We start from the raw sequence: 13,600 nt of genomic DNA, 5'->3' as shown, positions 1-13,600 counted from the left end.
ACGGATGCCCATATTCTCCGTACTCATAGATGGCTAAAGTAAGATAGTCGTATAAAACCAATTGGTATATGATCTCTCCAGAAAAACTCCATTACTACCGAAAGCGAAGCGGATTGACCCAGGAAGGGCTTTCAGAAGCTTCGGCCATTTCTATTCGTACCATTCAAAGAATTGAAAAAGGCTTGTCTGCGGGCAGTCCCCATACGTTAAAAGTATTGTCGAAGGTTCTGGAAATTCCTACAGATTATCTCTTTAAGGAGGAATTAGAAAACCCAGTTTTAGAGGAAGCCCGTTTTCATCCGGTAAAACTGATGAATCTTAGTGCCCTCTCTATGATCATCCTCCCTTTGGGAAATATTCTCCTGCCTCTCCTCATTTTCCTCAATAAATCTGAACACAAGGAGGTAGAAACGAAAGGGCGAAAGATATTGAGCTTCCAAATTCTGTATACCCTGAGCACCCTGGTTTTTATCGCAGTAGCATCAGTGATTATGCTTCTGCTATTTGAAGGCTTAAGGGGAAGTCAGGTTCCCATTTTTGTACCGCTTTATTTCCTGAGTGTACTGATCAATATATGTATCACCATGAGAGTTGCCGTCAGTTTGGGGGAGGAAAGAGAGATCCTTATGAGTATCCCCAATATCCTATAAGGCAGCTTATGACATTGCCTGTCATAGAAATGGCGTAAAAACATCCCTGTCTTCTTTTGGTCTATGGCTTTCGGGGCAATTAGCTTTATCCCGAAATAGCTAATCATATGAAGTCAATCCTTAGTATCGCTTGTCTATGCCTTTTTACAGGCCTTTCCGTTTTTAGCCAGGAGCTCAATCATGCCGAGCTGGATGCTTATTTCAATTCTCTAGAGGAGAGAAATGAAGCGATGGGTAGCCTGACCCTTTCCAAAAATGGGAAACTCATCTACCAGCGGGCATTTGGGAAAAGTTATATTCAGGGGGATGAGGAAAGGGCAGCTGATGCCAACACCCACTATCGAATCTGGTCCATCACCAAAACCTATACGGCGACCATGGTCCTGCAATTGGTAGAGGAGGGCAAGCTTTCCTTGGAGACCAGGCTGAAGGACTTCTATCCTCAAATTCCCCATGCAGAAAAAATCACCATAGAACAGATGCTCAGGCACAGGAGTGGTATCCACGACTTTATCCAAAATGATACGGAAGAGGAATGGGATACCTATATAGACGAGCCCAGGGATGAGGCATTTATGCTTCCGCATATCGCCGAATATGCACCCGACTTTGAACCGGATGAAGACTTTCGATACAGCAATTCAAATTACCTGCTTTTGGGGTATATCATTGGTAGGCTGGATAGCGGGAATTATGAATCTTCTTTGGCTAAAAGGATCGCTGCAAAAGCCGAGCTAAGGGATACGTATTTCAAAGTTGAGGGACTGGATGATCTGGAGAACAAGGCCTATTCCTATCGCTGGGAAGGAGAGTGGAATGAGGTAGATGAAGGTAGTTTTAGTGGAAATATTCCAGGCGGTGCAGGAGGCATAGTTTCGACCACAGCAGATCTCAATAAATTTATAGAAGCTCTTTTTGGAGGGAAATTGCTTTCTGATAGCAGCCTGAAAAAGATGATGGAAGCCGAGGGCTTTTATGGATTAGGGCTAATGCAAATGGCAGATGAATTAGGAAAGGGATTTGGGCATACCGGAGGAAATATCGCTTCGGAGTCCAGTCTTTTCTATTATCCAGATGATAGTTTGAGTATTGCGTATTGTAGCAATGGAATCCTCATTTGGAAAGGAGAAATTCTCCGAAATGTCCGCAAGATTTACTTAGGCCAGGCATTCGGTATTTCCATGAATAGAGAATTGCAAGCCTTTTTCATTCTTGGCTTTATTTCCTTGCTTTTTGGTCTGATTTATATTCGAGGAAAATGGAGAGACCGGTCTATGCTTCTTTGTGGGTACTTCTTTGTAGCCTTATTATGGGGAGGGACTTTTATAGGAGGATATTTAGCAGGAGCCTATGATCACATCCGAGAGGGGATCGGGAGTCTGGAAGCCTTTTATAGTAGTTCCGGAACCTTCATGGGAGGTCTGAATTTTTTGCTGGCGGGTCTTATGGCCCTCTTGTTTATAAGTCTGTATCGCATAGGTAAAAGATCAGGTATTTCTTCGATCCCGCTTTTCCCCCTACTACTAGTTACGATTTCTATGGCTGGATCGAGTTTGTTTCCCCATCCCCATAAGCTTTACACCCTCTTTGCCAATATCATAGTTTTTTCAGCCCTTGGTCCTTTGCTGGCACTCATTCTATGGAGGAAAAAAGAACTAAGACAAATGAGGCTTATCTCTATGATAAGCCTCATCCTGATGTTGGTTTCTTTTGGTGTACTGCTGAGTAGATCCTCGAATCCCCAATTTGTAGCAGAATATTTCGGACTGATTCAGCGGATACTATATTTAGGGCTTAGCCTATGGGTCATAGGGGTAAGCCTTACTTTTGCGAAGCATTCACAATAGTAGATGCTATGCCACTGAAGGGCCAGCTAAGATTTCTTCGATCAAATAATCTGAACATGCCTCCATCATCCCAAACTACTGTCAACAAGTCTCTTTCGGCAGCTTCCCGGGCATAAAATTCGGCATACTGAATTCTGGATTGCAAAGGATTCTGATCGATCGTTCCCCATTCACCCAGGATAACGGGTCTGCCTTCTTCAACGATCCACTTTTGTCGGATGCGATCAAGCTCTCCCTCCAGGTCGGCTTTATCCTGATCTGAACCCCAGGATACAGAGGCTTCTCCTGCGAAAGGCCAGGGGAAATAGGTGTGTAGCGAAATAATGATTTTGGGATCATCATTGGGGATGACTAGATCGTTCATAGCATTAGTAACCGTACTGGCTGCCCAGCTAGGAATCATGATATGCCTTTTTTCGTTATTTCCTCCTGTAGCACGTATGGCATCTACGGCGACTTTGTTAAAGTCATTGATAAAGCCTCGTCCTTCCGGAGTGCCTCCTGACCATTCCTGGGGAATGCCTTCCAGTCTTGGTTCATTTAGGGTCTCAAAAATGAGCGAGTCATTATATTCTTTGAAGAATTCAGAGACCTGGGTCCATAGGCTGCCCAGTCGATCTTTGGTTCTTTCTGCTTCTGTGGCATTGGGTTTCACCCATTCATTATCGTGATGCACATTGATGATGACGTGCATGCTGTTTTTGAAGCCATAGTCAACGACTTTTTTGACTTCATTCAAGTAATTGGATTCTATAGTATAAGGGGCAGAAGCACTTTGGTTATAGCCCCAGGTTATGGGGATTCGCAGAGTTTTGAAGCCCATTTGTTTTACTGCATTTATTACAGCTGGAGAAGGAAGTGGATTCCCCCAAAAAGTCTTATCTCTTGAAGTAACATCAAAACTATTACCCAAATTCCAGCCAACACCCATTTCAGCTACTAAATCAAAAGAACTGATATCACGAGCTTCTCCGATTCCTGAACCTTCAGGATCTTCTACCGGAGGCGGTGGTGGGGGAGGAGGGTTAGGATTAACGGGTTCGTCACCTTCACATGAAATCATGAAGGCCAGCGTGAGAATAATACAGAATGCAATGAGTTTGTCTTTAATAGACCCCATGTGAAAATTTACTTTATGAGTAGACGATTTTATTAAGTAGGCTGAATTTATAAAAATTGTAAAAGAAAAGACTTATGCTTTTGCGAAATAAGTATTCGAATCGCTATGGCTTTCAAATTTTAGGGACATGGCTGCTTGATGGTCGTAATAATTCTCCTCTTCTGTGAAACGAAAATTGAAAACTTCGGTATTCCCGAATACAAAGCCTCAGCTTTGAATTTCAAAATCATCTGCTGCTATGAAAGCTATTGTACTCCTTTTTCTGTTGCTAAACACTTCTTTCCTTTTCAGTCAGGATCATATTGATAAAATCGATAGCTACTTGAATACCTATGCAAATACCGGGGACTTTTCCGGTTGTGTTCGTATTGTTAAAGGAGAAAAAGTTCTGTATGAAAAATGCGTGGGCAAGTTGGATGATGAAAATAATGAAAAAAATAGTCCTCAGACGGCCTTTCGCATAGGCTCCATTTCCAAACAATTCACAGCAGCTGCAATTCTATTATTAGAAGAAGAGGGCTTACTTTCCACCAGCGATCCCTTGTATCGCTTTTTCCCTGCCTATCCAAAAGTGGCTAAAATTAGTATTGAGCAACTGTTAACCCACCGCTCGGGCATACCAGATATATTTGCTCTGGATAATTTTCAAGAATTAGTTAGCCGAGATAGTAAGCTCGGGGCCTTGTCAAAGTCCCTGCTTGAAGCCGAGATGGAATTTGAACCGGGAAGTCGTTATCAATACTCAAACGGTGCTTATGCTCTACTTGCTCAAATCATTGAAGACCTCAGTGGCATGAGCTATCAGAGTTTTATTCAACAAGAGATTTTTTCTCCGCTGGGCATGGAACAAAGCGGTCAGGATGTGAAAGCGAGTCAAAGATTGAAGATGGCTAAAGGTTATGAACCTAAAGGATTTAAGCAGCGGATTGAGAGTGTGGAACTACCCATGGAATTATTGAAAGGATCGGGATCACTATACAGTAATGTTTATGACCTTTCTACATGGATCAGTTCCTTGAAGGAGAAGTCCTTACTTTCCGAAGCATCTTATCAGAAACTCTTTAATAATTATGGCAATAACTATGGGTTGGGAGTTTCATTGTATAAAGTATTCGATAGAAAGGTATTTGGGCACGATGGAAGAATAAACGGATTCATTGCCGATTACCTGCACTATGAGGAAGAGGATATTTCCATCATAATTTTGGGAAACATCCAAACGGGGGTTGCGGATTTCATACGAAGAGATCTGGCCGCAATTGTTTTTGATGAGCCCTATGAAAGCCGCGCAAAGACAGTTTCCGCTTCTTCAGATCAACATCTGGCTTTTGAGGATGCCATTGGCGTATATGCTTTTGGACCCAATTTTCAAGTGTATATAGACGAAATAGATGGTCAGCTGCATGCTCGAGCGAATGAGGGAGCTTATACTGAACTAGTTCCTGTGGAAGGAGGAAAATACTTTAGCAGAACCCTGTATGCCTTCATTAAATTTGAGAAAGGGGAACAGAATTCCATCAATAAGATTCTTTGGATAAACAATGATGGGCGGTCATTCGAAGGGAAGCGAGAATGAAGGTCTGGAAAGCTATAGTAGAAGAAATAAAAGAAACCTAGGTTTAATATCCCATTTCGGCTAAGACTTTTTTCATTAGATCAGGTCTGTCCGTAATCAATCCATCTGCCCCCAGAGATATAAGCTTCTTCATTTCTGCCGGATCATCGATGGTCCAGTAGTGAACGGCCATGTTGCGTCGATGAGCAGAATTGATGAGGCGTCTTGAAGCCAAATTGATGCCCGAATTTTGGCTGGGGATTGCTACTACAGTCGCTTTTGGGCGATACAGAAATTCCATGGCAGAGAGGGCCGTTATTACGAAATCTTTGGTTTGTTCCTGAGAGGTGCCGATCTGGATGTTGCCAGCCGTTATTTCCTGGAAATAACTTAATATGTTTTCATCGAAAGCCACTACCACAATCTTATCCTGAAGTTTGTATTTGGAAATCATGTCTTTCAGGATATGAGCAGCTTTTTTTCCATTTTCTCCCCGGTCCTTCAATTCAACCATTAAGGGCATATGAGAAAATGCTTCAAAAACCTCAGATAGTTTGCAGGGAGGAATGCTGTCATTTCTGTAGGGATAATTCCCTTTTTCATCCTGAAAATTGTAGCCAAAGTTGAAGGTCAGTAATTCTTTATAGGTATAATCAATGAGATCTCCTTTCCCATTGCTCATTCGATCGATGTTATGGTCGTGATGGGTAAGGAGGATTCCGTCTTTCGTCATCCGTACATCCATTTCCAGCATATCTACTCCTAAAGTTGCTGAAGAGCGAAACGCCAATAAGCTATTGCCGGGATACAGTTTTTTTGCACCCCCATGTGCAATGATCCAGGGAGCCTCATTTTTTTTTATTTTATAGGGATTGATGCTTACCGCTTCCTGTTTGGGAACACATGCCACCATCAGGTATAGGGAAATAGAGAGGATTGGAAGATAGTTAGACATCAGAAGAATATGAGTAAAAATACGACCAGGACCAGGGATATGATTGACAGGCTTCCCGTCAGGATTCCCAGCCCAGCCCAAAACTTTTTCAGCCCGCTTCTCATGGCTTTTATGCCCAGAAAAATAGCAGATAAGCCCAAGAATATTCCCCCGGGACTTAGGTAGGGAATGAAGGAGACGGTCAGGCCGAAAATTCCGATAATGGCTGAAAGGTAATCCATTCGGATGTTATCCTGTTTGTATATGGGACCTGGGGAAGTATCTGACATGGGAATAATTTGCGACTCAGGGGAATTGAAGCTAAGCGGAAGTACTCTGATCCATTTGGGAGTAATTTTTTTGCCTAAGTAATTGCTTCGGCTGAGACTTAATTTAGTACTTATAATTAAGTGATCAAGACTTAAAATGAGAAAAATAATAGGCCTATGCTGCATCTGTCTCCTGGTAGGCATGCAGGTTTTGGGTCAAGACAGCCTGAAAACAGCAAGTAGTGGAATCAATAAAGCCAAACTCCGCACGGCCATCATCACCGAATCTGCACTCTATTTGGGTAGCATGGCCTACCTTCAATTCATTTGGTATAATGATAAGGAGAGAGTTCCTTTCCATTTCTTCGATGATAGTAAAGGCTATCTGCAGATGGATAAAATGGGCCATGCCTATGGCGCGTATTTGGAGAGTTATCTGAGTTATAAATGGCTGAGAAGTGCGGGTCTGAGTAAGAACAAGGCTCTACTATTTGGAGGAACTGCTGGAATCATTTTGCAAACGCCCATTGAGATTTTTGATGGCCTGTATGAAGGATGGGGATTTTCCTGGAGTGATATGGCAGCCAATACAGCAGGTTCCTTTTTAGTCATCGGGCAGGAATTATTATTCGACAAACAACTATTTCAATATAAATTCAGCTTTTCCAGATCTATCTATGCAAAACAGGCAAATGGATATCTGGGAGACGATGCCCTGGAAAGTTTGTTCCTAGATTACAATGGACATAGCTATTGGTTGAGTACCCGACTCAATAATTTTGTTTTGAAGGACAAGCTTCCCGATTGGCTAAGTATAGCCGTTGGATACAGTGCCAATGGGATGTTTGGGGAATTTGAAAACCGCAGATACTGGGGAGGAGTTGAGCTGCCCCAGAGTAGAAGGTATCGGCAATTTTTGCTTTCGCCCGATATAGATTGGACAGGAATCCCAACCAAATCCAGGTTCCTGAAAGGCGTATTTCAAGCGCTGAATTTCATTAAGATTCCTGCTCCTGCTTTAGAGATTGACGGCTTAGGAAGACTAAAGGGGCATTGGCTATACTTTTGAGTTGGTCAGCATGAGGCCTAGATGAATTCCCCTTCAGGCTTCCATTTTATTACAAAGATTTTCGTTTTACCCAATTTAAACTATTGTTTAAAATCGTCTGGTAGGGCGGAAGATCGTGAGCCCTCTCATCATGCCCCAGGGTATTTCCTACAATTTTGGCCTTAGGATGTTTGACGATCCATACGACCGGATATTCTTCTCCAGATTCGAGACCTTTCCCTATGGCCAGTACCTCTATATCTGTTCCATTGGGGTCTTTTTCCCAGCGGTACAATTCATCTACAATCCGGAAGCTGGCAAGAACCCCTTTCATAATGGGATGATTGGGCTTGACAACCTTCACTTCAAATTCCTGCAACTTTTCATGCGAGCGAGAACCTCCGCCCACCAATTGCTGATTGTATTCGGGCCAGTCTTCCCAATTGTACCAGGTGCTTGGATGGTAGATCATCATGGATTTACCGTTATTTACATGTGAGATAATGGCTTGCTTCGTCTCGGCATCATAAGCTTTATTATTGGAAATGCAGAGGATGTCAGCTGATGGAAGAAGGCTGCGTAAAAAGGCAGGACTCTCTGTATAGTTTACCGTGTTTTTTCCTTCTTGGCTCATGATTTTTCCATCAGCCACTCCGAAGAATTTTTCAAAATTATGGGAGCCTCCTCCTCCCATAAGGGCAATTTCCGGGGCAGATTTATTATCTGAAATATAGGTGCCTTTTGGACTAACCTTTAGGATACCCTGCATCAATCTCCAGTGTCCGGGGAAGGTACATAGGAAGGGATAATCTCCGGGTTTATCCGGTACTTTAATCCGAATCACTCCCACTTCTTCCGGATCCAGCATTTCCGTAGCGGCAATCACATAGCGCGATTGGGGTACATATTCACTTTCTGCAGCATCCGGGCTTTGCAGAAACTTGTCGACCAGTTTCCCGAAGTCCTCCAGTTTGCCTTCTTCAATGAGGACCAGATTATGGGGCATTTCATCTTTATTGTTTAGCCTGATTTCCAGATTCTCTCCAGCCATTGCATGCAGCACGGTTTTGTCATAAGCCATTTTTTGAGAAACCGTATGTAAGTCGATGCTTTTGTCGGCTCTAAATTCCGCGACCTTTCCGATCCCCGTGTCAATGAATTGAAGCCCTCCTCCATTGTGACAATAAACCGCCAGCACATTCTCCCCTTTTTTGAAGAAACTTCCCAGTTCCGGGTCTAGTCGAATGAATTTGTAGGTGCCCGTAGCTCCTTTTTCGGCAAACAAAAGCTTTCCATTTACATAGACTTCATAATTGTCATCGTGCCAGATTTTAAGGACTGGATCTGATATTTCGCCTTCCAACTGGATAGTTTTTCGCATCCAAATATCATCTGAGGACCAGCTTGTTTTTATAGCAGGGCCCCGATCCGCAGTGCCAAATACTCCTTCGCCGGATTTCCAGTTTGAATCATCAAAGTCCAGGCTGTTCCAATTCTCCTTTGGTTCACTTTCTGTGTATTGCCAGTGACTTCCTCCTTCATCGGATGCTGGAATCAGCATGGCAACTTCTTCTTCTCTAATGTCTTCATAATTCTGCTCGCGGAAATAGATTTTGATGGCAGCTTTCAACCAGGGATCAGAAAAATTGCTTTCTTCCTGAGATAACTTTTCCATGATTTGAAATAGCTGATCTGTTTCTGGCAATTCGCTTGCCTTGAGTATAGCAGCGAGTTTCAATTGTGGATCATCACTTTCCAGTAATCCTGATTGAAGCAGAAGTTCACTTCCTTTTGCGTCAGCGGGTAATAGGGACAAGGCAGACCTTTTTACTCCACTGGAAGCATAGGCAAGGGTCTTCTCCAAAAGACTATTGGCATCCTCATTTGATCCATCTAATGCACCCAAAGCATGAAGACTCCAAAGGGCATGAATGGCAGGAGCATTGAGTCCGCTTTCATCCTCTCCTGCCAAAGCCAATAGGTCGGGAATAAGGTCTGTATGTTCATTTTCAACGATAAGGCGTTGGGCAGTTATTCGCCAGAACATATTATCACTTTCCAGTCCAGCCAATAATCCTTTGCTGTCTGCTGGATCGAGCTTTTTAATTTCTGAAGGATCTCCATTTTTATGTTTAATGATATAGATTCTGCCATGGCCTTTGTCCCTGAGAGGATTCAGGTGAGCATTTCCCTCTCCTTTATCCGCATTCCATATCTGATTTTCCATGCCTCGTTTATCGGGATTGTGCTGGATAACGGGATTGTACCAATCAGCTACCCATAGATTGCCGTCGGGGCCTGTTTCCGTATAGACTGGAGCTGTCCAGGCATCCGTACTGGCGAAAATATTTCCTCCATCAATTTCTTTAAATCCTGCTCCCTCGGGGACGATCTTTGCGAGATGTACCAAATGTCCTGTAGGTTCATTGACATACATTTGGTTTTGGTATTCGGCAGGGTAGTTTGCGGCTGTATAAAAATTGGCTCCCGCTGCTGCCGTATATCCTCCTCGTACATCGACTTGTTGAAGCGGGATAGGATCGGGAGAAGAAATCTCATAATGACCCTGGATAAAATCAGCATTCAGGGCCCAGCTTGGGCGTTTGGGCAAATGCTCATAGTAGCGCAAAGGAATGCCGATATAACAAGCGTGATTGTTATTGGCGGTTGAGCCAAAAATTTGGAAGTCCTGGGTGATACCCAGACCCCAGGTATTATTGTTGAACTGGCCGATGGGTTCAAAGGATTTTCCGTCCTGGGAGAATCGATATACACCTCGGGTAAAGCTGACGTTTTTTCCTTCGAAAGTATTTTCAAAACCAGAATAGCCTACGCTGCCCCAAATCTGATTGTCGGTTCCATATTTGAGGTTAGCAGGACCTGCATGTGTATCCCAGGTTCCAAAACCATCGAATAATACCGTTCTTTTATCCATTTTGTCGTCTCCATCGGTATCTTCCAGAAAGACCATCTCCGGTGCCTGGGCTACTATTGCTCCTCCTTTTACTATGACAATTCCGGTACTCAGACTTTGCTCTGTAGCAAAATCAGTAAAGCTATCCGCTTTACCATCTCCATCCGTATCCTCACAAATGGTAATTCTGTCTCCCCCTACATCATTGGCAAGTCCATGGGGATAGTCCTGAGATTGAACGACCCATAATCTGCCTCTTTCATCCCAGGCAAAAGCAATAGGATTGATAATCTCCGGTTCTGAAGCATATAGAAAAGCTTCGAAACCATCCGGAAGCTGGATATGTTCTTTGGATTCTTCTGGACTGAGGGGAAGCTGAACCCGAGGTTCTTCTCCGGCATAAGTCAGTTCTGGAAGGTTCTTTTTTTCCGTACGGCAGGCAATGCAAATGAACAGTAGTAGCAATATGCCTCCCAATTGGGCTACATGATTTTTCATGTGTTTGGGATTAAGTAGTAGTAAGTAGGGTAGAAGAGAAAAAGAATAAAGGAATTGGCAAATGGAACGGGGAGCTTGCTGCATCCAGGCTATTGCAATTCTTGATTTTTGATTTCTATGTTCTCTTCATTAGGTATAAATCAAGCCTTTCTGTATTCAGTATAAGGCAAATTCTCGGATTCATCAATGGTACCTGCCTCCCATCCCTCTGCCGGAGCGAGGATGGCAAGAAATTCCAGTTCTCCTTCTCCTGCATTTATCGTGGCATGCACGACATTTGGATCTATATAAACAGAATCGCCGGGACCCAGTATCTGTTTCTCGTCCTCAACCCATTGTTCGGCACTTCCCTTGAGGATGTATAAAATCTCATTCATTTCCGGATGTCTATGAAAGTCATGACCTCCTCCTTGCGGGACAATTACTTTTACCAGATAGGTATTGGCTGCTTTGCTGATCTCAGCATGATAGTGCCAATGATTTTCCCTGCCAAAGGCCTTCTCTTTGAGGATATCCTGTTCTTTGACAAATTTCCAGTATTTCTCCATGTCTAACTTATTTAGAAAGAGTCAGGGATTTAAATTCTTGGGTCAGCTTAAGCAGGGATTGTTCTACGCCCATTCTTTCAAGAGAGGAGGCTCCGACAAATCCATGTGCATCGGTCTTATCTAAAATGATACGTACATCTTCGGGGGTATTGATCGGACCTCCATGCGCCAAAAAGAAAGTATCGTGATTGGCTTTCTTTACCGCATCTATGATGGTCTGTGTTCGTTCAATCGCATCATCCATGGTGCAGCTTGCACCGACCACTCCTATCGAGCCTCCGACGGTTGTACCAACATGAGCAATGATGGCATCCGCACCTGCATCAGCCATTTGAACCGCCTCTTCTGGTTTGGCTACATATACGATAGAGAATAGGTCCATTTTGCTAGCCAGACGAATCATTTCAACTTCCTTTTGAAAACTCATACCGGTTTCTTCCAGGACATTTCTAAAGTGGCCATCAACGATAGAGTGAGTAGGGAAATTATTGACACCCGAAAATCCCATGTCTTTGACTTGTAGCAGAAAGTGCCACATCCTCCTGCGAGGATCGCTTCCATGTACTCCGCATATAACGGGAACTTCTTCTACTACTGGCAAGACTTCAAACTCCCCGATTTCCATAGCCACGGCATTGGCATCACCATAGGCCATCATACCTGCGGTCGAACCATGTCCCGACATACGAAAACGTCCTGAATTGTAAATGATAATCAGGTCCGCTCCGCCTTTTTCGATGAATTTAGCACTGATACCGGTACCTGCTCCTGCACCAATGATGGCTTTGTTTTTATCCAGGGTGGCCTGCAAACGATCTCTTACTTCTTGCTTGGTATAAGGATTTCCTATTCCTGTCCAGGGATTTGGCATATGAGAAATTATTTTGAGTGATTAAGCATATTTAATATAGTGTGGACAGCTTTTGTGGCAAAAGCTTCATCATTGATGTGGGTGTCCATTTCCTCTACGGGGATATGAGGCAGAAGCTGATCTTTCAGGCTGTCAAAGAGCAATTGATCGACGGCTGGCTTATAGAATACTCCTCCTTCACTACTCACTTTAGAGATTCCCTTTTTGGGTAATAATACCGCAACTTCTCCCTGAGAAGCATTCAGTTTTTCTGCCATAGTACTGGCCAGAATTCTGTTTTCTTCTTCATTGGTTCGCATGAGGGTCACATCAGGTGCCCAACTAAATAGTTGGCGGGATTTGAAGCGTTCGGGGACTGTATCCAGGTGCCCATAATTGACCATGTCCAGACAGCCAGGGACAACCACTTGAGGGATTCCCATTTTCGAGGCTGCTGTCAGTCGATCCGGTCCTGCGCTGCAAATCCCATCGCAGAGTTCGTCCGCCAGTTCGGTAGTTGTGATATCTAATACAGCATCAAAAAAGCCATCAGAAATGAGAGATTCCATGGTCTTTCCACCTACACCGACAGCATGGAAAGCCAGGACTTCATAGCCCTCTGCTTTTAAAAGGTCCGTACATTTTTCGACACAAGCGGTAGTATTGCCAAACATGCTGATGGCTATGCTGCCTTTTATATTTTTTTGTGGGGCAGCTGCACCGGCTTGAAGCATTCCACAGATAGCTCCTGCGGCTTGTTTGATCAGCAATCGACTGATTGAATTTAATCCAGCTATATCTACTATAGAAGGCATCAGAACGACATCTTTATTGCCGACCTGACGGGAAAGATCTTTGGAGGCGATGGTACTCAGGCAAAATTTAGGAACTCCAATCGGGATGGCCTGCATAGCCAATAAGGTGATATAGGTTCCACCGCCGCCGCCCATACCAATTGCCCCATCAACTTTTCCTTCTGCCAACAAGCTTGCTATGATATGTGCAGCCCCTTTCCCCATTTTTTCTATGACAAGGCTTCTATCGGAACTTTCTTTTAATTCGTCAAGGCTCATGTCCGTTTTTTGTGCTACGGCTTCAGCCTCAAATTCTACTGGAAAATCTCCACTACCTCTAACTCCTGTGTTTAGGGAGATCACCTTTGTTCCGAAGGCAATCAAAGAGGACCTCAGATAGGCAAAATCTTCAGCTTTGGTATCAAAGCAACCAAGCATCAAAACCGTTTTCTCAGCTATGGAATGAGGAGGTGATAGCATCGCTGGAGGAGCTAAGTTTAGTAATAGTAGTAAATGAAGGCTCATGAAGGCCTTAGAGTCAAAAGATACAGCTTTTCAACTAATTTTTTCAAG

The 13,600-nt window shown here is 43.6% G+C and carries 11 protein-coding genes; 4 read left to right on the top strand and 7 right to left on the bottom strand.

All coding sequences use genetic code 11. From position 1 onward, the window contains the following. The first annotated feature begins 68 nt into the window (after nt 1-68). Nucleotides 69-650, top strand: a complete 582-nt coding sequence (locus tag R8P61_33190) for a helix-turn-helix domain-containing protein (GenBank protein MDW3651977.1) — start codon at nt 69-71, stop codon at nt 648-650. A gap of 107 nt (nt 651-757) precedes the next feature. Further along, the gene (locus R8P61_33185) at nt 758-2,497 is read left to right on the top strand and encodes a serine hydrolase (GenBank protein MDW3651976.1); all 1,740 of its coding nucleotides are present in this window, start codon (nt 758-760) and stop codon (nt 2,495-2,497) included. Here R8P61_33185 and R8P61_33180 read toward each other — a convergent pair. Then, nucleotides 2,472-3,617, bottom strand: coding sequence for a glycoside hydrolase family 5 protein (locus tag R8P61_33180; protein ID MDW3651975.1), 1,146 nt, complete (start codon nt 3,615-3,617; stop codon nt 2,472-2,474). The genes R8P61_33185 and R8P61_33180 overlap by 26 nt on opposite strands. Nucleotides 3,618-3,855: 238 nt before the next feature. On the opposite strand from R8P61_33180, the gene R8P61_33175 reads away from it, so the two are divergent. Further along, the gene (locus R8P61_33175) at nt 3,856-5,193 is read left to right on the top strand and encodes a serine hydrolase domain-containing protein (protein ID MDW3651974.1); all 1,338 of its coding nucleotides are present in this window, start codon (nt 3,856-3,858) and stop codon (nt 5,191-5,193) included. Between the two features lie 43 nt (nt 5,194-5,236). Here the strand turns inward: R8P61_33175 and R8P61_33170 are convergent, their stop codons facing one another. Next, nucleotides 5,237-6,127, bottom strand: coding sequence for a glycerophosphodiester phosphodiesterase (locus R8P61_33170; protein MDW3651973.1), 891 nt, complete (start codon nt 6,125-6,127; stop codon nt 5,237-5,239). Next, entirely contained in the window at nt 6,127-6,396 is a 270-nt protein-coding gene (locus tag R8P61_33165) for a hypothetical protein (GenBank protein ID MDW3651972.1), read from the bottom strand. Before R8P61_33165 ends, R8P61_33170 begins: the two co-directional genes overlap by 1 nt. Before the next feature lie 136 nt (nt 6,397-6,532). On the opposite strand from R8P61_33165, the gene R8P61_33160 reads away from it, so the two are divergent. Then, entirely contained in the window at nt 6,533-7,444 is a 912-nt protein-coding gene (locus R8P61_33160) for a DUF2279 domain-containing protein (protein MDW3651971.1), read from the top strand. A 49-nt stretch (nt 7,445-7,493) separates the two neighbouring features. Here R8P61_33160 and R8P61_33155 read toward each other — a convergent pair whose 3' ends face one another. The 4 genes from R8P61_33155 to R8P61_33140 form a co-directional block, all read right to left on the bottom strand. Further along, the gene (locus R8P61_33155) at nt 7,494-10,835 is read right to left on the bottom strand and encodes a ThuA domain-containing protein (protein ID MDW3651970.1); all 3,342 of its coding nucleotides are present in this window, start codon (nt 10,833-10,835) and stop codon (nt 7,494-7,496) included. 140 nt (nt 10,836-10,975) lie between these two features. Then, nucleotides 10,976-11,383 carry a cupin domain-containing protein gene (locus R8P61_33150; GenBank protein MDW3651969.1) on the bottom strand — a complete coding sequence of 136 codons (408 nt, stop codon included), beginning with the start codon at nt 11,381-11,383 and terminating at the stop codon, nt 10,976-10,978. 7 nt (nt 11,384-11,390) lie between these two features. After that, the gene (locus R8P61_33145) at nt 11,391-12,254 is read right to left on the bottom strand and encodes a phosphoenolpyruvate hydrolase family protein (GenBank protein ID MDW3651968.1); all 864 of its coding nucleotides are present in this window, start codon (nt 12,252-12,254) and stop codon (nt 11,391-11,393) included. 8 nt (nt 12,255-12,262) lie between these two features. Next, nucleotides 12,263-13,507 (bottom strand): Tm-1-like ATP-binding domain-containing protein, encoded by a 1,245-nt coding sequence (locus R8P61_33140; protein MDW3651967.1) that lies wholly within the window; start codon nt 13,505-13,507, stop codon nt 12,263-12,265. Nucleotides 13,508-13,600: the final 93 nt, after the last annotated feature.

The sequence above is a fragment of the Bacteroidia bacterium genome, assembly GCA_033391075.1.
In the GTDB taxonomy this organism is placed as follows: Bacteria; Bacteroidota; Bacteroidia; order J057; family J057; genus JAWPMV01.
Note: the sequence above shows the minus strand (reverse complement) of the source record. Positions and strands in the feature narration are given on the sequence as shown.

Coding starts and splice junctions, on each gene's coding strand:
- R8P61_33190 (MDW3651977.1), top strand. CDS start 69: ATGATCTCTCCAGAAAAACTCCATTACTACCGAAAGCGAAGCGGATTG.
- R8P61_33185 (MDW3651976.1), top strand. CDS start 758: ATGAAGTCAATCCTTAGTATCGCTTGTCTATGCCTTTTTACAGGCCTT.
- R8P61_33180 (MDW3651975.1), bottom strand. CDS start 3,617: ATGGGGTCTATTAAAGACAAACTCATTGCATTCTGTATTATTCTCACG.
- R8P61_33175 (MDW3651974.1), top strand. CDS start 3,856: ATGAAAGCTATTGTACTCCTTTTTCTGTTGCTAAACACTTCTTTCCTT.
- R8P61_33170 (MDW3651973.1), bottom strand. CDS start 6,127: ATGTCTAACTATCTTCCAATCCTCTCTATTTCCCTATACCTGATGGTG.
- R8P61_33165 (MDW3651972.1), bottom strand. CDS start 6,396: ATGTCAGATACTTCCCCAGGTCCCATATACAAACAGGATAACATCCGA.
- R8P61_33160 (MDW3651971.1), top strand. CDS start 6,533: ATGAGAAAAATAATAGGCCTATGCTGCATCTGTCTCCTGGTAGGCATG.
- R8P61_33155 (MDW3651970.1), bottom strand. CDS start 10,835: ATGAAAAATCATGTAGCCCAATTGGGAGGCATATTGCTACTACTGTTC.
- R8P61_33150 (MDW3651969.1), bottom strand. CDS start 11,383: ATGGAGAAATACTGGAAATTTGTCAAAGAACAGGATATCCTCAAAGAG.
- R8P61_33145 (MDW3651968.1), bottom strand. CDS start 12,254: ATGCCAAATCCCTGGACAGGAATAGGAAATCCTTATACCAAGCAAGAA.
- R8P61_33140 (MDW3651967.1), bottom strand. CDS start 13,507: ATGCTATCACCTCCTCATTCCATAGCTGAGAAAACGGTTTTGATGCTT.